Below are 22,530 nucleotides of genomic sequence, written 5' to 3'. Positions count from 1 at the left end.
TGTTTGTTAAATCTCGATTAGTTAATTTGCTATTACAAGCTTGTGTACCTCAACATTAATACATCAACGGCGAATCTGGCACTATCTCAAACGGATGTGCAATCGTTGTTTTTAGTACAAAAACACTGTTTTTATGGATGAAACCCAAATTTAAGTACTACATCAGCAGGGCTTTTGAAAATTTTTATCCGGATGGATATTTTTGAGTTATGAGAGGTAATGTAGTAGTGCTTACAGCTCCATGAGGAACTCTACAAGGTTTTTATCATGAGGTACATTGAGCTTTTTTCTCAATCTGTACCTTCTGATTTCCACACCCCGGAGCGAGATGTTTAATAAAGAAGCCATCTCTTTACTGCTCATGTTCATGTGCAGGTAAGCGCAAAGTTTCAGGTCATTTGGAACCAGGTCCGGATGGTTGGCTTTTAATTTTTTGAAGAAGCTTTCATGCGCCTCATTGAAACTGCTTTCAAACAGGTTCCAATCGCGTTCATCATTCATACCTTCATCAATCACTTTCTGTATTTTTCTCAACTGATCTTCTGAAAGCTTCTTGCCGTTTTCATCTTTCAGCTTCAGCATTTCTTCACTGATCTTTTGCAAGAGCTCATTCTTATAGACCAGGCTCATTGCCGAATTGGCCAGTTCCCTGTTTTTACCCGCCAGTTCAGCATGTAGTTTTTCCGTCTGAAGTTTGATGATCTGTTTTTCTGTGGTTTCTGCTTCCTTTTTTAAGAAGGCTTCTTTTTCCGCCTGGAGTTTAGCCGTGATGGATAACTGGTCTTTAAGCAGTTTCTTTTCATATAGCTTTTTACCCAGCAGGAGCACAACTACGATCAGGATCACATAAAGCAGAAGAGCCCAGTTGCTGGCATAGAATGGGGGCTGAATAGTAAATTCGAAAGAGGTGACCTCCGTAACGGTTTGATCATTGATCTTGGCTCTTACCAGGAATTTATAGGTTCCCCGTCCAAGGTTGGTGAAGTCTTTTTGGGAGGCTGTGCTCCAGTCTGACCAGATTTTGGAATAGCCTTCCAGGTAATACTGGAATTTAATCTTCGCTTGTCTGTAATAGGGGAGGGTGTAGGAAATCCGGATATTGTTCCTGCTAAATGGAATTTCGATTTCCGACTCACTGTTGCCCACTTCGCTGATGGTTGAATAGGTGTCGGTAATGTCGTCTACTTTTCTGATGAGTACTGCAGGTAAAATGGTCTTTTTCCGGTCTTGTGTATCCTGGGCATTGTAGATCACAAATCCGTCGTCTACGCTGATCAGATAGATCTGGTTGCTGATCTTGCTGATGTTTTCATAATACTGCACCATTCTTCCGTCAAGAACACTGAAACGGTTAGAATCGATCTCAATTTTACCTGGCTGGCCAAAATTGATCAGGGCCATTTTGCCATGATTGATAAACCAGTATTTCTTATTGTCTGCGCTAATGATCTTATTCGATGTAGAAAAAGAGCCTAAGGCTTTATTTAAGGTCTCGTATTTGCTGAAGCGGTTGCTGATCTCATCAAAAGTGAGAAAACCCTCATCTGAAGAATACAGCAATTTGTTTTCCAGCGTAAAAAGGTTGATGTTGTAACTGCTGGGCAAGCCGTTCCGCTCATCATAATATTTTGTAGTGACTACTCTTTTGAAGTCGGGGCTAAGCGTGAGTTTATACAGGCCTTTGTAAGCATGACTCACCCATATGTCCCCTTTGGAGTCCCTTTCCACATATCTGGAAGGTTCACCAAAGTTCTCAATCTTATAGAAGTATTTCCATTGCCCCGATGGATCTTTCTTATAGAGCACCAGCCCGTTGTAAGCCCCCTGTATCAGGTAGTCGTCATTTAATTTCTTTATGGTCCAGCCCCCGCTGATGTTGGATATCTTTTCAATAGAGCCGCCGGTTACATTAAATGTACCATCATTATGGCCACAAAGTAATTGTCCATCAATCTGGCTGAGGTCCCAAACCTGCCCCTGGGAGCCTGGAATGAGCTTAAAGTTAAACATATTAAAGGACTGGCCTTTGTCTCCGGTCCAGGGGCTGTAAAATAAGCCCTGATTGGTCCCCAGATAGATATTGTTCTTGTAGATCAGGCTGGAGTACACCGTTCCAAACAATCCGCTCTTATCAAAATAGAAATAAAGCGGTGAGTTCAGTTCAATCCGGTCAATACCATTGTCCAGACCAGTCCAGAGGTTTTGCTCGTCGTCTGCATATATACTTAATACAGTGTTGTTCTGTAAGCCACTTGATTTGTTGATTTGCTGTATAATACGGCCATCTTCATCAATAATGATTAATCCATTCAGAATGGTACCATAGGCATAATACTTACCCAACACTTTTACTCCGTTATTGAGCTGATAGGTTTGCAAAAATGCATTAGCAGGCGTGCTGAAAGGTGTATACCGCTGGCCATCATAGAGGAAGAGTCCATTTTTACTGGTGCCGATCAGCAAATTTCCATTTTTATAAGGGAGGATGGAGAGTATGCTTTGCGGGAGTGGCGGTCCGTCATTTTTTAATGGAACCAGTTGATTGCCCTTCAGTTCGTACAGCCCCTTGCCGAGTGCTTCGATGATGAAACGCTTGTCTACTTTATATAGGAACAGGAAGAAAGCAGGGCCTTTAATAACGCTGATCTTATTGTCCTCATAAATATAGATGCTGGTAAAAGACTGAAATATAATCCTTTTTCCATCAATGTAAATCTTCCAGATTTCATCTGTGATCTTATTTTTTTTGGGAATAAGCGGGATAAGCGAAGTATACTTCAGGTGCTTGTTTTCAATTCTCCAGTAACCGAACTCACCAAAACTGCCTGTGTAAATCCTGCCATTGGTATCTGCGACTACAGACCTTACAATTTGCCGGTTGGGCATTTTGTACTGCTGCCAGTATTTGCCGTCAAAGCTCAGCAGGCCCTGGGCGTTTCCAAAGTACATTACACCGTTCTTATCTTTTGCGACAGACCAGTTTTGATTACCGGAGAGATAAACAGACTTTGGATAGTTTTGAATATAAGGGACCCCGACACTTTTAATATCTCCTGCAGCAACCCGAAGGCTGAATAAGGTGAGCAGGCCGTATAAAAGAAATTTCAGGGTTCCTTTAATCATGAAACCTTGTTAACGGGCTGCGGAACTTTTACATAATAGCCAGTGCCGTCATATGGGCGCCTGCGTGGATTGGTCATGCAGGCCGCTGAGCAGCAACCCTGCAGCTCTGTTCCGCAATCATCGCATTGGGTGATGTGCTCATTGCATTCCGGATTGGCACAATTGATCATTTTTGGTGTTACCTTTCCACAGTTGTAGCATTTTGACACTATGGTTGGGTTTACAGAGTTCACATCTACAGCAATGCGGTTGTCAAAAACATAGCATTTGCCTTCAAAGTCTTCTCCTCCGGCTTCTTTTCCATATTTAATAATCCCTCCGTGAAGCTGATAAACATCACTAAAGCCGTGGTGCAGGAGTAAAGCTGATGCTTTTTCGCATTTGATTCCTCCGGTGCAATAGGTCAGTACTTTTTTGTCTTTATACTGAGCCAGCTCATTGATCTTGTCTGGGAAATCGCGAAAGTTCTCTATATCCAGGGTTACTGCGTTCTTAAATCTGCCCAGATTGTGTTCATAGTTGGAACGTACATCGAGAATCACGACGTCTTCCTGATCAATCATTTTTTGAAATTCTGCAGGCTCCAGGTGTTTACCTGTCTGTCTGTTGGGATCAATGATATTGGGGTCGCGAAGGCCGGAATGTACAATTTCCGATTTATATCGGCAATGCATTTTGATGAAGGAAGGTTCTTCTACCGTGTCAATTTTGAAGTCGGTTTTTGCAAAGCGTTCATCTTCTTTAATGGCGGCCATATAGGCTTCGCAGGCTTCAGCTGTACCAGAAACGGTACCGTTTAATCCTTCGTCCGCCACAATGATCCGGCCCACAAGACCAAGTGATTTGCAAAAAGTAAGGTGATCAGCAGCAAATTGCTCCGCATCTGCTATTGTACTATAGCAATAGTAAAGTAGTGTTTGAAATTTTGTCATAAGTCATTGATACCGTTGCATACGGCGTTTAATGTAGTTTTCTGCAAAAATACGAAATTTGTTTAACAAACAATTGTGAAGAGAGGTAAAGTAGGTGAGCTTTTTATGAAAAATCAATGTTACTCTTCGAGGACTGGACTCCTTGCCCCGCTTCGCTCTTGTGGCAAGGCGCCCTGAGGTCCTCGAAGAGTAACATTGATTTTTCACAAAGAAAACCGGGGTTAAAATCCGTAGGAAATCCTGAATCCCTGCATCACCCTCTTGTCCCCGTCGTATGCAAAGCCATAGGTCGCTCTGAAAATCAATCTCTGCAAACCAAAATAAAACTCCTTATAGTTTTTCTTCAAAGGCTGAGTCAGATAATTGGCACCAAGTACCTCTTCGAGCTTCAGTTTACGGATCAAGGGAATCTTATTGGTGATCAAACCCGCAAAATTATGTTCCAGGTGCGCCTCAATATAATGCTTATCTGTATTGTATTCATAGAAATCCAGGAAAGAGAACCTTCTCAGGTCCGGAAGTGCGGTTAAAGAATTGTTTCCCCGGAAATGTTTGCTGTCCGGATAATACACCGTTTTATTGTTCAGGAATTTGCCAGCTCCCGCAACAAAGGAAAAATAACCCCATAAACCCGTACCAATTCTGTCCTGATAAACTTCAAAAGCCAGCAAATCATAATCTGCAGTACTGCCAAAAAAGTTTTTTATTCCCTTTCTGTAATTCATCTGGATCTGCGGGTAAACAGAGGCCGTATAGAATTTGCCATCCGGGCGGCTGATGTATTTCTGTCCTATGGTATAAGTTAGGGTGGCATCTACAGTCAAGGCTTTATAATCCGGAAAAAGAGGTGTTTCTGAGTCTGGTGTGAAGGGGTTGTTTGAAGTGAACTCCCGACCTTTCCTGTTAAAAAAGGTGAAATCTGTATGGTTAACCAGGGTCTGGTTTTTGGCAAATTCTACAGAAACATGTGCCTGCAGCCCTGTGGCCAGTTCACGGGAGGTACTTGCTTCCAGAAAATTCTTCTCATAGAACTTTGAAAAGTTCTTTTCGAAAAGCAAACCATTTAAGGAGTTGGATAAAGTACTCATGGTTTTATACCGGTTCAGGTCATAAATTCCCGATCCGGCAGAAAATTCCACATCAGCCTTCTTTAAAGGATCATATAAATAATTCACAGTCAGGTTACCTGTTAAGGTATGATTGGCCAGTCCATACCTTAATTCGGGGCGGATGCTGTAATAGCGGTTGTATTCGAAACGCTTGGTATAGGTAACACCATAACGAAGTCCAAAACCTTCAACTGTATTGTAAAATAAACCCCGGAGAATAGGATCCAGTCTTAAATATTGCTGATCATAACGGTTATTGATGGTATAGCCGGTGAACAGGAATTTGCTGGCCGTAAAATTATTATTGATCCGCTCCAGTGAGTCGAGGTAATATTTAGACTCCTTTCTCTTTTCAATGCTGTCCTTTTTGAAATAATTCAACCTTTCTTCCCGGGTTAAGGGGATTGGCCGATTGGTGTTCCAATAAGCAGAATCTTTTTTATTGACCATTTTTGTCACTTTCAGGATTTCGCCGCTGAAATAGTTCTTAGGAAAATCCGGATGGAGGTTATAATTGTTGTAGACCCCGAGGTAATAGCCTTCAAATTTAAAACCCATAACATTGCCGTTAAAGGTGAAATTGATATTGAAAGGCATATAGTGCTGTTCCACCTTCATAAATTGCTGGGTAATGTTCAGCGTGTCAATCAGGTTGATGCCGGTATTTTTAGTGAGGTACAATTCCGTTCCCATGATCCGCCAGCTGTCATCGGCAATATAAATGATCCCCCTGAAGACAGGATCATGCTGCCGACGCGGAATAACCTCTATCTTATGAACGCTTTCTCCATTTTCTACGGATGTACCTAATAATTTATACCGGTAGTAGAATAAGGCCATGTCGGCAATCGGGGATACGAAACCCCTGGAGCTGAGTACATTTTCAAGAAGGAAATTATTGTAAAAATTGATTTCCAGATCCGACGCTTTATTAAAACTAAAGGCATTGTTGCGTCCGGCAACTTTCGATGCAATCATCTCCTCCCGGATATGATTTGTTCTTTTATAGTGATAATTGGATTGTGATTCAGATTGATAAAGGATACCTCTCCGGTTGGTATCCAGTTCCAGGGTCTTTTGAATATCTCTTCCGAAAAAGCGTTTCGGAGCAGCCATCAATTTTTGAAGGCCCTTAATGTAGACACTGCAACTGAATTCTTTAACTTCGGTTAAATGATGTTTCCTGTTCTTTATCGCATTTCGAATGATCTGGTAGGCGGGGTCCTCCGCTGAAGCACTAATGGTGACGTTCCGCAAGGTATAGGATTCCGGGCTGAGGGTCACATTCTGTGTGATATTGGTGTCTATCTTGAGCTCTTTTTCTATGCTTTTAAAGCCAATCGCTTTGTACACTACGGTGTAACTGCCTTTTTCCAGATTTAAACTGTATTGGCCGTCGATATTGGCAGAAGTACCCCTGGTGGTATTTTTCAGGTATACAGAGGCAAAAGATACCGCTTCACCGTTTGGATCTTTAATATGGCCGCTGAGTTTGAATTGTTGCGCGTGCGACACAAGGATTTGGGCTAGAGATAAAAGAAGGACAAGGCAGATTCTGTTCATAAAAACCCTAAGATATAAATATCATTGATTTGCCGGGGCAGAATAATTTAGATTACCACTGGAAGATGATATTTTCCTAACTTTGGTTGCATCAATTCATTATAAAATGTACAAAACACTACAGCCCGTTCTGAAACAGGAACTTGAACAAATAGAAAAAGACGGATTATATAAACGTGAAAGAATTATCGTTACTCCACAGGGTGCTGATATTAAGGTAAGTACAGGACAGGATGTTGTTAATTTCTGTGCGAACAACTACCTGGGTCTATCTTCTCATCCTGCAGTACTGGAAGCTGCCAAAAAAGCAATTGATCAGTATGGTTACGGGATGTCTTCAGTTCGGTTTATTTGCGGTACACAGGATGTACACAAAGAACTGGAAGCGAAACTGTCCCAGTTCCTTGGTACAGAAGATACGATCCTGTATGCTGCAGCTTTTGACGCCAATGGTGGTGTTTTTGAACCTCTTTTTAATGATCAGGATGCCATTATCTCTGATGAACTGAACCATGCTTCCATTATTGATGGGGTGCGTTTGTGTAAAGCCAAGCGCTTCCGTTATAAAAATGCAGACATGGAAGATCTGGAAGCACAATTGATTGCCGCAAAGGATGCCAGACATCGCATCATTGTTACAGACGGTGCTTTTTCTATGGATGGGGTAGTGGCACCTTTGGATAAAATCTGTGACCTGGCCGATAAATACGGTGCGTTGGTGATGATTGACGAGTCGCACTGTACTGGTTTTATAGGAAAAACAGGCAGAGGTACACATGAGCATTTCAATGTCATGGATCGTGTGGATATTATTACAGGTACACTGGGTAAAGCTTTGGGAGGCGCTTCAGGCGGATTTACTTCCGGAAAAAAAGAAATTATTGAGATGCTTCGTCAGCGTTCCCGTCCATATTTGTTTTCCAATACTTTAGCTCCGGCCATTGCTGGTGCATCTGTGGCGGTACTGGATATGCTGAGCGAAACCACAGAATTAAGAGATAAGCTGGAAAGCAATACGCAATATTTCCGTCAAAAAATGACAGAAGCAGGTTTTGATATTAAGGAAGGTGTTCACCCGATTGTACCGGTGATGCTGTACGATGCAAAGCTTGCACAGGAATTTGCCGCTAAAATGCTGGAAGAAGGAATTTATGTGATCGGTTTTTATTATCCGGTTGTGCCTCAGGGTAAAGCAAGGATTAGGGTACAACTCTCTGCTGGCCATGAGAAGCACCATTTAGATAAGGCTATTGCCGCATTTACAAAGGTAGGGAAAGCACTGGGGGTTATTTAAGATCTTCCCTCCCCTGAAATTTTCAAAGCCCGGGTTCATTTTCATTAATGACACGGGCTTTGACCTTGTTTTTGAACCCTGCTCTATGAAAATTATTACCGAAATAGCTGTATATTTGCCCCATGTTACAAGATAAGATAACACAATACACTGAAGAAATTAATGCTTTTTCTACCGCTAAAGCCGCAGAGCTGGAGCAATTCAGAATTAAATTTCTGGGTACTAAAGGTATTATTAAGGATATTTTTGATGAATTTAAAGCCGTTTCACCAGAGGAAAAGAGAACGCTGGGGAAGGTATTGAATGTATTTAAGCAATTGGCAGAATCCAAGTACCTGGCTTTAAAAGAGCAAAGTACAGAAACCTCTGCAGGAAAAGAAGAAGGATTAGACCTGACGCTGCCTGGTGAGGGTTTTGAAATCGGAGCGCGTCATCCCCTGGCTTTAGTGAGAAAAGAAATTGTAGAAATCTTTAATAAACTTGGCTTTATCGTAGCTGAAGGACCTGAAATTGAAGACGACTGGCACAATTTCTCTGCATTAAATTTCCCGGAAGAACACCCGGCAAGAGATATGCAGGATACTTTCTTTATCAAGAAGGGTGGAGAAAAAGGGGATATCGCGTTGCGTACGCATACTTCTTCTGTGCAGGTGCGTATGATGGAGTCTGGTCAACCGCCATTCAGGGCTATTATGCCAGGAAGGGTATACCGTAATGAAGCAATTTCCGCAAGGGCTCATTGTTTCTTTCATCAGGTAGAAGGTCTTTATGTAGATGAAAATGTTTCTTTTGCAGACCTGAAGCAAACCTTGTTTTATTTTGTCCAGGAAATGTATGGCGAAGGTACTAAGGTGCGTTTCCGTCCGTCTTATTTTCCATTTACAGAGCCTTCTGCGGAAATGGATATTTCCTGTACCATTTGTAAAGGCGCTGGTTGTCAGTTTTGCAAGTACAGTGGCTGGGTAGAGATTCTTGGCTGTGGTATGGTAGATCCGAATGTTTTGGAAAACTGTGGTATAGATGCCAAAAAATATAGTGGCTTTGCTTTCGGAATGGGTATTGAAAGGATCACCAATCTGAAATTTGAGATTAAGGACCTGCGTTTGTTCTCTGAGAACGATGTGCGTTTCCTTAAACAATATAAAACAACCTTGATTTAATGATAAAAAAGATCACAGTTCTATTTTTAATGCTCGGCCTTTTTACCAGGTGTGGAAAGGAAAGTAATTATATTGCCAATGTGGCGGTGAATTATAATGTAACCATACAAGAGTTTAAAATCAAGGCTGTGAATAATGTTCTAACCGTTCAGGGGGTTGGTGTGGCAGGTATACTGGTTGTTTATAATCCATTTAACAGTGCTTATATGGCTTACGACCGTTGCAGTTCTGTGAATCCGGAGGCCATGTGTAAGGTGAATCCGGACGATGGAGGATTGAGTGCTACAGATCCTTGTACGGGAGCTAAGTTCTCCCTGCTTGACGGAAGTCCTTCAAAAGCCCCCGCTGTTCGAAATTTAAAATCTTATAATGTTTCCCTTCAGGGCGGACAGCTTTTACATATATCTAACTAATGGAACCGGAAAAAATAAAAGAGAGTATACTGAGAGCAGCTAAGGAGTTGTTCAGGAAATACGGTTATCATAAGACCAGTGTAAATGAGATTGCCAAGAAAGCGCGTATTGCTAAAGCAACGATTTATAAGTATTTTGATAGTAAAGAGCATGTGCTGGATGCTATTTTGATGGATTATCTGGATTTGAACTTACGGGAGATCCTGAAGAATAAAGCCCAGTTTGCCGATGAAGAGGAGCACCTCAAGGCTTTGGTGATGAAGACTTGCAGGCTTACTTTTACGGTTTGTAATGAGTTTATCGGATGGGATTTTGTTCGTGAGAATGCCAATTCTCAGGAGTTTTTGAAGCATCTTTCGGATCAGCTGGAGTCGTTGTTACTCGCGGCTTATCTGGAGCTGGATCATTTTAAAAATAATCCTTCGCGTAAGGAGGGATTGGCTTTCTTGCTTAAGGCGAGTAAGAGCATCGTTTTTTCTTTCGCTTTTACTTCTGTGAGCGATTCTGATGTCAGGAAGAATTTTGTGAGTTTTCAAAAGGAACTGTTGCCGTTTCTTGTCAAAGCTGCGTTGTAAGGAGGGTTAAGCTTGTTGTTGAAAAATAAATGTACTCTTCGGAGACTACGCTTTCTACGCGCCGCTGCGCGGCCTGCTGCGAAAGCTGAGGTCTCCTCTGAGTAACATTGATTTTTCCTGAGCGCTTAACTAGATGGCGCATCCAGGTATGGCGTGTAAGGGTTTATGGATGTTGTTTGTTCTGTTTTTTTGAACAGATTGCTGATTGATAATTATTTGAGATATCGGTTTAGTTTTCGCTTCCTGCATGGATATCTTTCCCATTAGATACCGAGAAAAATCAATAATTTCGCCGCATTCTAATTCTTTTAATGCTTTCTATTTTTGCACCTTGTGGGATCTCTCATCTAGTTAAGCACTTAGAAAATCAATGACGTTTTAATTCCATTCAGCATTTTATAATTCAGCACCTTCTATTTTTGCACCCTGTCTGGATTTCTTCCCAGTTAAGCGTTTAGAAAAAATCAATAATTTCCCCGCACTCTAAATCTTTTCAGCGCTTTCTATTTTCTGCGCCCTGCCCGGATATCCTCCCTGTTAAGCGTTTAGAGAAATCAATAATTTCCCCGCATTCTAATTCTTTTCAGTACCTTCTATTTTTGCACCCTGCCCGGATATCCTCCCTGTTAAGCGTTTAGAGAAATCAATAATTTCCCCGCATTCTAATTCTTTTAATGCTTTCTATTTTCTGCGCCCTGCCCGGATATCCTCCCTGTTAAGCGTTTAGAAAAATCAATAATCTCCCTGCACTCTAATTCTTTTAATGCTTTCTATTTTCTGCATCCTGCCTGGATATCCCCCCAATTAAGCGCCCAGAAAAAATCAATGTTACTCTGAGGAGACCTCAGCTTTCGCAGCAGGCCGCGCAGCGGCGCGCAGAAAGCGTAGTCTCCGAAGAGTACATTTATTTTTTACGACAACCTTAATCCCCCACAAAACTGATTTGGTTTTTGGTCTATAAACACCTACATTTGGCATATAACAATCATTTACAATGAGCAAAGAAGTTTTAGAAATTTCGATACTGGTAGATGAAAAGTTTGATGTAAGCTTTGACCTGGTGGAAGGTATTCTTGGAATAATCCTTAAAGTATTTGGCAAGTAAGAAGTAACATCCGGCTTTCTTCTCTTTGCAGGCATTTAAAATGTCTGGAGAAGACTTCTGCGCCAAAAAAAACCGTATATAATTCAAACGAAACCTGTAAATTTGCCGGATAATGAGTAGAAAGAGAAAATCAGGGACGGTTACTATCCTTCCTAATTTGCATATTATTGATATCGCTGAAGAAGGTAAAGGCGTAGGAAAAGCCGATGAGCTTGTCGTTTTTGTAGATAAAGCAGTGCCTGGTGACGTTGTTGATGTACGTCTGACCAAGAAAAAGAAGAACTTTGCAGAAGCTGTAATTGAAGAACTGCACACCGCTTCTGAGTACAGGACAGACCCTTTCTGTCAGCACTTTGGAACCTGTGGTGGTTGTAAATGGCAGCACATGCAATACGATGCCCAGCTAAAGTTTAAGCACAAAAATGTAGAAGCCGCTTTACAGCGCCTGGCGAAAGTAGATACCACTGCTATGGAACCCATTCTGGGATCAGCAGAGAATAAATACTACAGAAATAAACTTGAGTATACTTTTTCGAACAAACGCTGGCTGGAAAAAGAAGACATGACAGACCGGGAAGATCTGGAACTGAATGCGCTTGGTTTTCACGTACCCGGACGTTTCGATAAGATCCTTGACGTTCAGCATTGTTATCTGCAGGCCGAACCTTCCAATACACTAAGAAATGAAGTGAGGAGTTATGCCATTAAAAATGGCCTGACTTTTTATGATCTTCGCAACCATGAAGGGAATTTACGGAACCTGATCATCAGAACCTCCTCCACTGGAGAAGTGATGGTTGCCGTGATTTTTGCTTATGCAGAGCAGGATCAGATTAACGGGTTGATGGAATACCTGAAAGTCAATTTCAAAGAAATCACTTCTTTGCTTTATATCGTTAATCAGAAGAAAAATGACACCATTTTTGATCAGGATGTTATCGTGTACGCTGGCAGGGACCATATCTTTGAGGAAATGGACGGTCTTAAATTTAAGATCGGGGTTAAATCTTTCTATCAGACCAATTCTGATCAGGCCCATGAGCTGTATAAAATCACCAGGGAATTTGCAGGTTTTACCGGGAATGAACTGGTGTACGATTTATATACCGGGGCAGGAACCATAGCCAATTTTGTGGCCCGTCAGGTAAAACAGGTCGTTGGGGTAGAATATGTACCCACGGCGATTGAGGATGCGAAGTTTAACTCTGCATTGAACGGTATAGACAATACCATTTTTTATGCTGGTGATATGAAAGACATCCTGACTGCTGAATTTGTAACGGAACATGGCAAGCCGGATGTGGTGATCACAGATCCGCCAAGGGCAGGTATGCATACTGATGTGGTAGAACGCCTATTGGAGATGGAAGCGGAAAAGATTGTATATGTGAGCTGTAATGCGGCGACACAAGCCAGAGACCTTGCCTTATTGAAAGAGAAATATGAGGTTGTTCGCATCAAACCAGTAGATATGTTTCCGCATACTCAACATGTGGAAAACGTAGTTTTGTTAAAACTCCAAAAATAATTGAAATGGATGTAGAAGAGTTAATGCCGCAACAGCCTGCAGGTGACGGGAAAAGTGAAAAGAAACAAAGCCCGCTGGTGAGTCTGGAGAAAGACCTGGAATTTTATGCAGACTCCATTAAAGAAGTGGCTGTAGAAATTATGGTAGAAGGAATTTCAGCCCGCCCGATCTTTATTGCCCATCAGCATACTGTAAGTATAGGAGAGTTGATCCTGAACAGGGAAGAGTTGAATACCAACTGGACCATTCAGGCCTCTACACTGGAAGAATTTGTTCAAAAAGGAATTATTCAGCCGGACAGAAAAGAACTGTTTTTGAAGAGCTATAAAAAGCCAGAAGATTATATGTGTGTATTTGTGATTGTACCGGAAGGGGCAAATTTCATTTACTATCCTTATAAAAAGAGGCACTAAAAAAAAATCCCTGCCAGGGAGGGGATTCCAGGGCAGGGATTACAAACTAAAAACTAAACTTAATTTACTTTCGTTACATCTCCGCTTTTAGAGGAGTTATTTTTTAGAGCGGCATCTCCTTTATAATGGATATCACTGCCTCCGCTGGCACTCGCTTCAAGTGCACGTGTCACATATACATTGGCATCTGATCCGCCACTGGAACTTACCTTCGCATTCTCTACTTTAAATTCATAAGCTTTAATATCGCTTCCTCCGCTCGATTGAATTTCCATATTGGTTGCACTGCCTTTGAGGCTTACATCAGAACCACCACTGGCCTGCAGCTGGAAATCCCTCGCGGTCAGGTCTAGTTTAAGATCAGAACCACCCGAAGCCCTTACGTTCAGACGGTCTGTTTTTATAGGCACCTGACTAAAAACGTCGCTGCCTCCGCTTGCAGTGAGGGCAGTTAATGTTTTAAAGTTTACATAGGCCTTGATACTTTGCCCTTTAAAAAACCTGCCCCATCCCGAATTGTCTTTATACCGGATGGTCAGGGCATTGCCGTTTTTCTCAACGATTACATTTTTCAGTAAATCTTCGTGTGCAATAACTTTAACGGCTTCAGCACCGTTCTGTGTCAGATAAAGGTCGATACCACTGGCCACAGTGATTTCACTGAAATTATTTACAGAAAAATTTTTACTCGGTTGTGCGTAAAGGGTCAGCGTGCTTAAGCAATAGACCAGCGCCAGGGCGAACATTGATTTAATAGGGTATAAGGTTCTCATGCGATTAGGTTTTACTTAATTTAGACGCACAAAGTATTGAAACGTTGCAAACTTTAGAAAATATTTTTTAAATATTTGATTATGATCGTTAAAATAGTTCTTTTTGTAGGACAAACAATGAACAAATGGCCGATTCTCAATTAGTAGTTCTGGATAAAATACAAATACAGCAAAAGATCAACCGGATCGCCTACCAGATCCTGGAAGACAATCTTAATGAAAAGGAGATTGTACTGGCTGGTATATGGGACAGAGGCTATAAGCTGGCTTTGAGGCTTAAGGACGTTCTGTTGAAGATTTCCGATCTGAAGGTCCTTATCCTTAGGATTGATCTGGAAAAGAACAACAGTAAACTGGTGGCCAGCACAGATCTGGATGAAACCAAGTGGAAAAACAAGGTAATCATACTGGTGGATGATGTGCTGAATAGCGGTAAAACCCTTGCTTACGGATTGGGTGTGTTTTTAAACACTCCCCATAAAAAGATCCGTACCGTTGTATTGGTAGACAGAAGCCATAAGATTTTTCCGATTGCCACCGATTTTGTGGGTTTACAAATGGCTACAGTACTCAAGGAGCATGTAGATGTGGTTCTGGATGTAGACGGACAGGAAGACTGTGTGTACCTGAGTTAGGCATTTGTTTTTCTGGCTGTTTTTTTGCACTTTAGAGGATGCACCAGCCGCGTAAGAATTCAATTGTTCAGCAGGTCTTTTCCTGGTATATCGATTATCTCTTTAAAAGGGATTTCTCTTCTTACAGTTACACCACAGACCTTAATGTAAAAGAAGATGAAGCTATTCTTTTGCTGTCTAATCATTTTAGCTGGTGGGATGGTTTTGTTATGGTGTATCTAAATAAGAAGGTATTTAAGAAGCAGTTTCATGTACTGGTAACAGGCGAGGATTATAAAAAGCAATGGTTCTTAAAGTATTTTGGTGGCTTTGCCCCGGAACAAAAAGGTAAGGATGTGGTGGAGACGCTGCTTTATGCCGGACGATTGCTGGATGATCCTTTGAACCTGGTCCTGTTGTTTCCACAAGGCAAACTGCATTCCGGGCATGTGGGCAGCGTCACTTTTGAAAAAGGGATTATGCAGGTACTCAATGCTTCCAAAAAGAAATTTCAAGTCGTTTTTTCAGCAACTTTGTGTGACTACTTTAACCAGCGTAAGCCTCAGATGAGAACTTACCTTAAAGAATGGGAAGCCGAAGAATACGTGAGTCTGCAATTGCTTAAAAGCGAATATAATAAGCATTATGACCATGCGCTGAAACAGCAGTCAAAAATTGCACTATAAAGGCTCCTGGTTTTTACGTATTTTTGCAGAAAGAAAGAGAAAATATGTCCTATAATTTAACGGTTACTATAGATAAAGATTCTGGATTCTGTTTCGGTGTAGTCTATGCTATTGAAATGGCAGAGGATATACTAGACCATGAAGATTATCTGTATTGCCTTGGAGATATTGTTCATAACGATGAAGAGGTCAGGAGATTAACCGATAAGGGCTTGCGGATCATTGACCACGAACAACTCAAATCGCTTAGAAACGAGAAAGTGTTGGTTCGTGCACATGGCGAGGCGCCTTCCACCTATGAACTGGCCCTGAAAAATGAACTGATCCTGATCGATGCGTCCTGCCCGGTGGTTTTAAAATTACAAAACCGGATCAAGAACTCTCATGATGAAGGCGAGCCTATTCTTATTTTCGGAAAGCATGGCCACGCAGAGGTCATCGGTTTACAAGGGCAAACGGATGGACAGGCAATTGTGTTTCAAGACCTGTCAGAGCTCGACAATGTGGACTTACCATCGTCATTTACCCTGTATAGCCAGACCACCAAAAGCACAGATAAATTTTATCATATCAAAGACCAGTTGCTGAGCAGAGGGTATGAGGTAAAAGCCAATGATACCATTTGCAGGCAAGTATCCAATCGTTACGGTGATTTGGAGAAGTTTGTGGTTAATTTTGATAAGATCATCTTTGTTTCGGGAAAGAAATCATCCAATGGTAAGGTATTGTACGATGTTTGCAAAAAATACAATGACAACGCTTACTTTATCTCCAATGTAGAGGAAATAGATTTCTCCTGGTTTAATCCGAATGACAGGGTGGGGATTTGCGGTGCAACCTCTACACCAATGTGGCTGATGGAACAGGTGAAAGCATTTCTTCTTCATCATTAAAAAGTAATTATTGGTTTTCAGAAAACAGATTAAGCATTATAACGCGTTGATTCGTTATTTTTGGGCAATTTATGGGAAAAAAGGGTATATTATTAGTGAATTTAGGGACTCCTGATAGTCCGGAAGTTAAAGATGTTCGTAAATATCTTGATCAGTTTCTAATGGATGAACGGGTGATTGATATTCCTGCTTTCAATAGAACACTTTTGGTTAAAGGGGTTATTGTTCCTTTCCGAAGCCCAAAAACATCCAAACTCTATAAAGAAATCTGGGACGAGAATGGATCTCCTTTACTGTATTTCAGTAAGATCCAGGCAGCCCTGTTGCAGGACCAGCTTGGACCAGATTATCAAGTGGAACTGGCTATGCGTTACCAGAACCCTTCTATTGCCACAGCACTTGAAAAAATGAAGGCCAATCTGGTGGAAGACATCCGGGTCATCCCGATGTTTCCGCAATATGCATCGGCCAGTACCGGATCTGTGATACAAAGTGTGATGGAAATCCTGAGTAAATGGCCTACCGTGCCCCCGGTATCTTTTGTCAGTTCCTTTCATAACAATGAACTCGTGCTGGAGGCTTTTGCTGAAAATGCGAAGAAATATCAGCCGGAAACTTATGATCATGTTTTGTTCAGCTTTCACGGACTTCCGGAGCGGCAGCTGTTGAAATGTGACCATACTGGAAGTTATTGTTTGAAAAAGGACAATTGCTGTGAGACATTGAACGATACCAATAAATACTGCTATTCTGCACAAGGGCACGATACCGCAAGGTTAATCGCTCAAAAACTAAATATAGCCAGAGAAAACTATACGGTTTGTTTTCAGTCCCGCTTAGGGAAAGAACCATGGGTACAGCCTTACACTACTGATGTGTTAAAGAAACTGGCTGCTGAAGGTAAGAAACGTCTGCTGGTTTTTAGCCCTGCTTTTGTTGCGGACTGCCTGGAAACTTTGTATGAAATTACAGTGGAGTATCATGAAGAGTTTAAGGCACTCGGCGGAGAACATGTTCAGTTGGTAGAAAGCCTGAACGATCATCCCAAATTTATAAAAGCTCTGGTAGAACTGGCCAAAAACTAATTCAGGTATTTGCTGATTTTTTTCAGGATGCCTTCGGTAGCGCCTTTTCTCTCTTTCACGTAATCTTTGGCCATTTGCCCGAAGGCTGGCTGGCTGGAGAAATGTTCGAATGCATTTTCCAGTTCCTGTTCGTTATGGATGCTGATGGCTGCTTTTCTTAGGACCAGGTCTTTGGCTTCCTGAAATTTCTCATATCTGGGACCAAAGATAACCGGTAAACCAAAAGCGGCAGCTTCCAGTGTATTGTGTATCCCAGCCCCAAAGCCACCGCCAATATAAGCGACAGTACCATATTGATAAAGGGAGGATAAAAGGCCAATATTGTCTATAATCAGTACTTGTTTGTCTGCTGATGAGCTCTGTAAGGTAGAATACCGGACAGCTGAAGGAAATTGTTTTTCTATTTGCCGGATATGGTCAGCTCCTATCTCATGTGGTGCCAGTATGAACTTCCATCCAGGGTGTTTCAGCGTAAGCTGAGTCAGCAGGTTTTCATCGGCAGGCCAGGTGCTGCCAGCCAGAAAGACGGGGGCACGGGAAATAAATTCCTCGATGAGGGGCAAGGATTTAACAGCTTCCGCATTTTCATAAACCCGGTCAAAACGGGTGTCTCCGCTCAATTCTACATTTTGTAAGCCGATTTGCTGAAGCAGGTTTACGCTTTCTTCATTTTGGACAAAGAACCAGGTTATACAGCTGAGCATGTTGCGGTAGAAACCTCCATACCATTTAAAGAACATTTGATTGGACCTGAAAATTCCGGATATCAGGAAGAGCGGGATATTCTTTTCTTTTAATACTTTAAAATAATGATGCCAGAATTCATATTTGGTGAAAATGGCGATCTCCGGGTTCACAATTTCTATAAATTTTCTGGCGTTGGAGGCGGTGTCTAGCGGAAGATAAAAGATGCCTTCGGCCAGGGCATAATTTTTACGCACTTCATACCCCGAAGGGGAAAAGAAGGTAATGATGATCTTTTTATGTGGATAAAGTATTTTGATCTTCTCCAGAACTGGGCGGCCTTGTTCGAATTCGCCAAGAGAAGCAAAATGAAACCAGACGTGTTTTTGTCCTTTTGTTATTTTTTCCTCTAAAATAGAAAATAGATGCTTTCTGCCTTGAATAAATAATTTGGCCTTAGAATTGTAAGGGGCAATTGATTTAACAACAAGGTTATAGAGAAAAATACCAAAATTATAAAGCCAAAGCATTTTGAGTGTTTATTTGTTATCTTAGCCGAAGATACTTTTAAAAATTAAAAATAGAGTAATATATGAGAAACCAAGCTTCCGGAATACTACTGTTAAGTACGTCTGATCCTGATTTCTCCACATATTTTAAACACCCCAGCATTATATGAAAATTGCCGTAATTGGAACAGGATATGTCGGTTTAGTAACCGGAACATGTCTTGCAGAAACAGGTAACAATGTTATTTGTGTTGACATTGATGAAGCTAAAGTAAAGAAGATGCAGCATGGCATTATTCCAATCTATGAACCTGGCCTGGATGTGTTGTTTCATAGAAATATCGCCCAGCAAAGGTTAACTTTTACCACCGATCTGGCTATAGCTGTTCAGGAAGCACAGATCATTTTTATGGCGCTCCCTACGCCTCCCGGAGGTGACGGAGCAGCTGATCTTTCCTACATTTTAGGTGCAGCAAAGGATATTTCAAAACTGGTGACTGAATATAAGGTCATTGTTAATAAATCTACGGTACCCGTAGGTACAGCAGATAAAGTGCAGGCTGTTTTTACAGCACATACAGATGTAGAGATCGATGTGGTTTCCAACCCGGAGTTTTTACGTGAAGGAGTGGCTGTTGAGGATTTCATGAAACCAGACCGTGTAGTGATCGGTACGGGAAGTGAAAAGGCAAAAAAACTAATGGCGGAATTGTATGGACCATATGTACGTCAGGGAAACCCGGTATTGTTTATGGACGAGCGTTCTTCTGAACTAACAAAATATGCTGCGAATTCCTTTTTGGCTACCAAGATTACCTTTATGAATGAGATTGCTAACCTTTGCGAGATTGTTGGCGCAGATGTAGATGCCGTACGTAAAGGGATCGGTTCTGATGACCGGATTGGTAAAAGATTTTTGTTTCCTGGTATTGGTTACGGAGGAAGCTGTTTTCCTAAAGATGTACAGGCCCTGGCCAAATCTGCAGATGAGCATGCCTATGATTTTCAGATCCTGAAAGCGGTAATGGATGTGAATGAGAAGCAGAAAATTGTTCTTGTAGATAAAGTGTTGAAATATTACAAAGGAGATCTGAAAGGGAAGCATTTTGCGCTTTGGGGATTAGCCTTCAAACCTGAAACAGATGATATCCGTGAAGCTCCAGCATTATACATCATTGATCATCTGGTTAAAAACGGCGCTACAGTAACTGCTTTTGATCCGGAAGGGATGAAAAATGTACAGGGTATTCTTGGCGACAAGATTAAATTTGCCAAAGATCAGTATGACGCGCTGAGCGGTGCCGATGCTTTACTGATTGCAACAGAATGGTCTGTGTTCAGAAACCCTGATTTTGAAAGAATGGAATCTTCCTTAACCAATAAAGTGATCTTTGATGGCAGGAATCTATATGACCTTCAGAAAATGATAGATCTGGGTTATTATTATAACAGTATTGGACGTAAGCTTGTAGACTAATGGAACGCAAAAGAGTTTTAATTACCGGTGCGGCCGGTTTTCTGGGATCACACCTTTGTGACCGGTTCATCAAAGAAGGTTACCATGTAATCGGGATGGACAATCTGATTACCGGAGACCTTCAGAATATTGAACATCTTTTTAAACTGGAGAACTTTGAGTTTTACCACCATGATGTTTCCAAATTCGTTCATGTACCGGGTAAACTGGATTATATCCTGCATTTTGCCTCTCCGGCCAGCCCGATAGATTATTTGAAAATCCCTATCCAGACTTTAAAAGTAGGGTCGTTGGGTACACATAATTTACTGGGTCTGGCAAGAAATAAAGGTGCCAGGATGATCATTGCTTCTACTTCTGAGGTGTATGGTGATCCAAGTGTTAATCCTCAGCCTGAAGAATATTGGGGTAATGTGAATCCTGTAGGCCCAAGAGGTGTATATGACGAGGCTAAAAGGTTCCAGGAAGCTATGACTATGGCTTACCATACCTTTCATGGTGTAGAAACCCGTATTGTAAGGATCTTCAATACGTATGGTCCCAGAATGCGGCTAAATGACGGACGGGTATTGCCGGCTTTTATCGGACAGGCTTTACGCGGAGAAGACTTAACTGTTTTTGGCGATGGTTCTCAAACCCGGTCATTCTGCTATGTTGACGATTTGATCGAAGGAATTTACCGTTTACTGATGAGTGATTATGCCTTGCCGGTGAATATCGGTAACCCGGATGAGATCACGATTAAACAATTTGGAGAAGAGATTATTAAGTTAACGGGAACCAGTCAGAAACTGGTTTTAAGGGATCTTCCGGTAGACGACCCTAAACAGCGCCGTCCGGATATTACCAAGGCCATAGAGATCCTGGGCTGGGAGCCAAAGGTAAATAGGGCAGAAGGATTAAAGATTACCTACGAGTATTTTAAGTCGCTGCCTAAAGAGGCCTTATTTAATAAAGACCATAAAGATTTTACAACCTATAACCGATAAAAAGAAGTATAAAAATGGCTAAAATTTTAGTAACCGGGGGAACCGGATTTATTGGATCACACACTGTTGTTGAATTGCATAATGCAGGATACGATGTGGTCATTGTAGACGATTTCTCCAATTCCAATCCAAAAATCTTAACACAGCTGGAAAAGATCACAGGAAAGAAACCTGAGTTTCATGAACTGGATCTTTGTGATGAGGCAAAAGTGAATGAGTTTGTCAAAAAACACGCAGATATCAGCGGTGTTATTCATTTTGCAGCATTTAAAGCCGTGGGTGAATCGGTTCAGCAGCCTTTAAAATATTACAGAAATAATTTTTATTCCCTGATCAATTTGATCACCGCCTTCAACCAAAAGGTTAACCTGGTATTTTCATCTTCCTGTACCGTTTACGGACAGCCTGATGTATTGCCGGTCACTGAAGATGCACCGGTGAAAAAGGCGGAATCTCCATACGGAAATACCAAACAGATTGCAGAAGAGATCCTGCAGGAAACCTGTGCCGTAACACCTTCATTAAAGATCACTTCGCTACGGTATTTTAACCCTGTAGGTGCGCATCATACTGCATTGATTGGTGAATTGCCAATTGGGGTGCCTCAAAACCTTGTTCCGTTTATTACCCAAAGCGCTATTGGAAAACGTGGTCCGATTACCGTATACGGAGACGATTACAGTACTCCGGACGGCAGTGCTATCCGTGATTATATTCATGTAGTTGATCTGGCCAAAGCTCATGTGGCTGCGATTCAAAGGTTGGAAAGTGAAAAAGCAAGTTCCAATTATGAGGTGTTTAACCTGGGAACAGGTAAGGGCTCTTCTGTCCTGGAGATCATCCATGCTTTTGAAAAGTCTACAGGAGAAAAACTGAACTATACTATTGGTGCCAGAAGAGAAGGAGATATTGAGCAGGTATGGGGAAATGTAGAAAAATCAGCAAGGGATTTAGGATGGAAAGCCGAGCTGGACATCGATGAAATGATGAAGTCGGCCTGGAACTGGGAAAAATATTTAAAGGATAACCCTTTTTAAGGATGTTATTAAAGGAGCATAAAGTGCTGAAAACAGCTATTGTTGAACTTCCTGAAAAGGAAAAGGACAAGCTTTTGCTCCGTTTAATTGCGAAGGATAAAGTTTTAACGGAGCATTTGCATTTTAAATTGCTGGAAGATGAATCGGATCTGGAACAGAGATCGGAACAGCTGAAGGCAGAGATTGATGAGGCCGGAGTTATATTTACACAGGATCCGAAGCTTTCTTCCAAAGATGTGCTGACTACCTTTAGGAAACTGAATGGAAGGATTAACCACCACTTTAAGGTGACTAAGGATATCAGTTCTGAAGTAGAACTCCGGATTTACCTGTTGAACTGTATACCGGTGTTGTGTAAGGAGTCGGTGTTTTCTTCCTTGTATAAATTCCAGGAAAAACTGATTACTTATTTTGTAAGGACAACTTTATCAGCTGTTAACAAATACACTAAACTGCATGAAGATTTGCAGTTTGACCTGAAAGATGGTCTTAATGACGTACTCAATAAAATATACACCGGCAAAATGGCTGCTGCTGCGCAGGAGTTGAAGTTGCCAAAAGAATTCTA

General features: G+C 41.5%; 20 protein-coding genes. 15 read left to right on the top strand and 5 right to left on the bottom strand.

The window, feature by feature from the left end:
* Positions 1–231 precede the first annotated feature (231 nt).
* The 3 genes from R2S08_RS24810 to R2S08_RS24800 form a co-directional block, all read right to left on the bottom strand.
* Positions 232–3,123 (bottom strand): triple tyrosine motif-containing protein, encoded by a 2,892-nt coding sequence (locus tag R2S08_RS24810; protein WP_316837649.1) that lies wholly within the window; start codon positions 3,121–3,123, stop codon positions 232–234.
* Entirely contained in the window at positions 3,120–4,055 is a 936-nt protein-coding gene (locus R2S08_RS24805; protein ID WP_316837648.1) for a rhodanese-related sulfurtransferase, read from the bottom strand. Before R2S08_RS24805 ends, R2S08_RS24810 begins: the two co-directional genes overlap by 4 nt.
* 221 nt (positions 4,056–4,276) lie before the next feature.
* Positions 4,277–6,727, bottom strand: a complete 2,451-nt coding sequence (locus tag R2S08_RS24800; protein WP_316837647.1) for a DUF5686 and carboxypeptidase regulatory-like domain-containing protein — start codon at positions 6,725–6,727, stop codon at positions 4,277–4,279.
* 106 nt (positions 6,728–6,833) lie between these two features.
* Between R2S08_RS24800 and kbl the strand changes: the two genes are divergently transcribed.
* The 7 genes from kbl (at position 6,834) to R2S08_RS24765 (ending at position 13,215) form a co-directional block, all read left to right on the top strand.
* Positions 6,834–8,021 (top strand): glycine C-acetyltransferase, encoded by a 1,188-nt coding sequence (gene kbl, locus R2S08_RS24795; RefSeq protein ID WP_133782471.1) that lies wholly within the window; start codon positions 6,834–6,836, stop codon positions 8,019–8,021.
* A 122-nt stretch (positions 8,022–8,143) separates the two neighbouring features.
* Entirely contained in the window at positions 8,144–9,181 is a 1,038-nt protein-coding gene (gene pheS / locus R2S08_RS24790) for a phenylalanine--tRNA ligase subunit alpha (protein ID WP_316837646.1), read from the top strand.
* Entirely contained in the window at positions 9,181–9,594 is a 414-nt protein-coding gene (locus R2S08_RS24785) for a hypothetical protein (RefSeq protein ID WP_133782475.1), read from the top strand. The genes pheS and R2S08_RS24785 overlap by 1 nt, the downstream gene beginning before the upstream one ends.
* Positions 9,594–10,169, top strand: coding sequence for a TetR/AcrR family transcriptional regulator (locus tag R2S08_RS24780; protein WP_133782477.1), 576 nt, complete (start codon positions 9,594–9,596; stop codon positions 10,167–10,169). The genes R2S08_RS24785 and R2S08_RS24780 overlap by 1 nt, the downstream gene beginning before the upstream one ends.
* Before the next feature lie 994 nt (positions 10,170–11,163).
* A complete protein-coding gene (locus R2S08_RS24775; RefSeq protein WP_108555555.1) occupies positions 11,164–11,274 on the top strand; it encodes a phenylalanyl-tRNA synthetase subunit alpha in 111 nt (36 codons plus the stop codon).
* 112 nt (positions 11,275–11,386) lie between these two features.
* Positions 11,387–12,802, top strand: a complete 1,416-nt coding sequence (gene rlmD / locus R2S08_RS24770) for a 23S rRNA (uracil(1939)-C(5))-methyltransferase RlmD (protein WP_316837645.1) — start codon at positions 11,387–11,389, stop codon at positions 12,800–12,802.
* A 5-nt stretch (positions 12,803–12,807) separates the two neighbouring features.
* The gene (locus R2S08_RS24765; RefSeq protein WP_316837644.1) at positions 12,808–13,215 is read left to right on the top strand and encodes a hypothetical protein; all 408 of its coding nucleotides are present in this window, start codon (positions 12,808–12,810) and stop codon (positions 13,213–13,215) included.
* Between the two features lie 59 nt (positions 13,216–13,274).
* On the opposite strand, the gene R2S08_RS24760 is transcribed toward R2S08_RS24765, so the two are convergent.
* Positions 13,275–13,988 (bottom strand): head GIN domain-containing protein, encoded by a 714-nt coding sequence (locus R2S08_RS24760; protein ID WP_316837643.1) that lies wholly within the window; start codon positions 13,986–13,988, stop codon positions 13,275–13,277.
* 125 nt (positions 13,989–14,113) lie between these two features.
* On the opposite strand from R2S08_RS24760, the gene R2S08_RS24755 reads away from it, so the two are divergent.
* From R2S08_RS24755 to hemH, 4 genes are all read left to right on the top strand, one after another.
* Positions 14,114–14,623 (top strand): phosphoribosyltransferase family protein, encoded by a 510-nt coding sequence (locus R2S08_RS24755; protein ID WP_316837642.1) that lies wholly within the window; start codon positions 14,114–14,116, stop codon positions 14,621–14,623.
* 38 nt (positions 14,624–14,661) lie between these two features.
* Complete coding sequence (locus R2S08_RS24750) at positions 14,662–15,288, top strand: 1-acyl-sn-glycerol-3-phosphate acyltransferase (protein ID WP_316837641.1); 627 nt, start codon at positions 14,662–14,664, stop codon at positions 15,286–15,288.
* A 44-nt stretch (positions 15,289–15,332) separates the two neighbouring features.
* Positions 15,333–16,181, top strand: a complete 849-nt coding sequence (locus R2S08_RS24745; RefSeq protein ID WP_316837640.1) for a 4-hydroxy-3-methylbut-2-enyl diphosphate reductase — start codon at positions 15,333–15,335, stop codon at positions 16,179–16,181.
* A 71-nt stretch (positions 16,182–16,252) separates the two neighbouring features.
* The gene (gene hemH / locus R2S08_RS24740) at positions 16,253–17,266 is read left to right on the top strand and encodes a ferrochelatase (protein ID WP_316837639.1); all 1,014 of its coding nucleotides are present in this window, start codon (positions 16,253–16,255) and stop codon (positions 17,264–17,266) included.
* On the opposite strand, the gene R2S08_RS24735 is transcribed toward hemH, so the two are convergent.
* The gene (locus R2S08_RS24735) at positions 17,263–18,480 is read right to left on the bottom strand and encodes a 3-deoxy-D-manno-octulosonic acid transferase (RefSeq protein ID WP_316837638.1); all 1,218 of its coding nucleotides are present in this window, start codon (positions 18,478–18,480) and stop codon (positions 17,263–17,265) included. The genes hemH and R2S08_RS24735 overlap by 4 nt on opposite strands.
* Positions 18,481–18,625: 145 nt before the next feature.
* Between R2S08_RS24735 and R2S08_RS24730 the strand changes: the two genes are divergently transcribed.
* The 4 genes from R2S08_RS24730 to R2S08_RS24715 all read left to right on the top strand — a co-directional run.
* Entirely contained in the window at positions 18,626–19,936 is a 1,311-nt protein-coding gene (locus R2S08_RS24730) for a UDP-glucose/GDP-mannose dehydrogenase family protein (protein ID WP_316837637.1), read from the top strand.
* Entirely contained in the window at positions 19,936–20,925 is a 990-nt protein-coding gene (locus R2S08_RS24725; RefSeq protein ID WP_316837636.1) for a UDP-glucuronic acid decarboxylase family protein, read from the top strand. Before R2S08_RS24730 ends, R2S08_RS24725 begins: the two co-directional genes overlap by 1 nt.
* A gap of 14 nt (positions 20,926–20,939) precedes the next feature.
* Entirely contained in the window at positions 20,940–21,962 is a 1,023-nt protein-coding gene (gene galE, locus R2S08_RS24720; RefSeq protein ID WP_316837635.1) for a UDP-glucose 4-epimerase GalE, read from the top strand.
* Positions 21,963–21,964: 2 nt separating this feature from the next.
* The coding region (locus R2S08_RS24715) for a hypothetical protein (protein WP_316837634.1) at positions 21,965–22,530 on the top strand (566 nt) is incomplete at its 3' end.

The sequence above is a fragment of the Pedobacter nutrimenti genome (assembly GCF_032678445.1).
In the GTDB taxonomy this organism is placed as follows: domain Bacteria; phylum Bacteroidota; class Bacteroidia; order Sphingobacteriales; family Sphingobacteriaceae; genus Pedobacter; species Pedobacter nutrimenti_A.
Note: the sequence above shows the minus strand (reverse complement) of the source record. Positions and strands in the feature narration are given on the sequence as shown.

Excerpts from the sequence above, each read along its gene's own strand:
- R2S08_RS24810 (WP_316837649.1), bottom strand. The coding sequence starts at position 3,123 with ATGATTAAAGGAACCCTGAAATTTCTTTTATACGGCCTGCTCACCTTA.
- R2S08_RS24805 (WP_316837648.1), bottom strand. The coding sequence starts at position 4,055 with ATGACAAAATTTCAAACACTACTTTACTATTGCTATAGTACAATAGCA.
- R2S08_RS24800 (WP_316837647.1), bottom strand. The coding sequence starts at position 6,727 with ATGAACAGAATCTGCCTTGTCCTTCTTTTATCTCTAGCCCAAATCCTT.
- kbl (WP_133782471.1), top strand. The coding sequence starts at position 6,834 with ATGTACAAAACACTACAGCCCGTTCTGAAACAGGAACTTGAACAAATA.
- pheS (WP_316837646.1), top strand. The coding sequence starts at position 8,144 with ATGTTACAAGATAAGATAACACAATACACTGAAGAAATTAATGCTTTT.
- R2S08_RS24785 (WP_133782475.1), top strand. The coding sequence starts at position 9,181 with ATGATAAAAAAGATCACAGTTCTATTTTTAATGCTCGGCCTTTTTACC.
- R2S08_RS24780 (WP_133782477.1), top strand. The coding sequence starts at position 9,594 with ATGGAACCGGAAAAAATAAAAGAGAGTATACTGAGAGCAGCTAAGGAG.
- R2S08_RS24775 (WP_108555555.1), top strand. The coding sequence starts at position 11,164 with ATGAGCAAAGAAGTTTTAGAAATTTCGATACTGGTAGATGAAAAGTTT.
- rlmD (WP_316837645.1), top strand. The coding sequence starts at position 11,387 with ATGAGTAGAAAGAGAAAATCAGGGACGGTTACTATCCTTCCTAATTTG.
- R2S08_RS24765 (WP_316837644.1), top strand. The coding sequence starts at position 12,808 with ATGGATGTAGAAGAGTTAATGCCGCAACAGCCTGCAGGTGACGGGAAA.
- R2S08_RS24760 (WP_316837643.1), bottom strand. The coding sequence starts at position 13,988 with ATGAGAACCTTATACCCTATTAAATCAATGTTCGCCCTGGCGCTGGTC.
- R2S08_RS24755 (WP_316837642.1), top strand. The coding sequence starts at position 14,114 with ATGGCCGATTCTCAATTAGTAGTTCTGGATAAAATACAAATACAGCAA.
- R2S08_RS24750 (WP_316837641.1), top strand. The coding sequence starts at position 14,662 with ATGCACCAGCCGCGTAAGAATTCAATTGTTCAGCAGGTCTTTTCCTGG.
- R2S08_RS24745 (WP_316837640.1), top strand. The coding sequence starts at position 15,333 with ATGTCCTATAATTTAACGGTTACTATAGATAAAGATTCTGGATTCTGT.
- hemH (WP_316837639.1), top strand. The coding sequence starts at position 16,253 with ATGGGAAAAAAGGGTATATTATTAGTGAATTTAGGGACTCCTGATAGT.
- R2S08_RS24735 (WP_316837638.1), bottom strand. The coding sequence starts at position 18,480 with ATGCTTTGGCTTTATAATTTTGGTATTTTTCTCTATAACCTTGTTGTT.
- R2S08_RS24730 (WP_316837637.1), top strand. The coding sequence starts at position 18,626 with ATGAAAATTGCCGTAATTGGAACAGGATATGTCGGTTTAGTAACCGGA.
- R2S08_RS24725 (WP_316837636.1), top strand. The coding sequence starts at position 19,936 with ATGGAACGCAAAAGAGTTTTAATTACCGGTGCGGCCGGTTTTCTGGGA.
- galE (WP_316837635.1), top strand. The coding sequence starts at position 20,940 with ATGGCTAAAATTTTAGTAACCGGGGGAACCGGATTTATTGGATCACAC.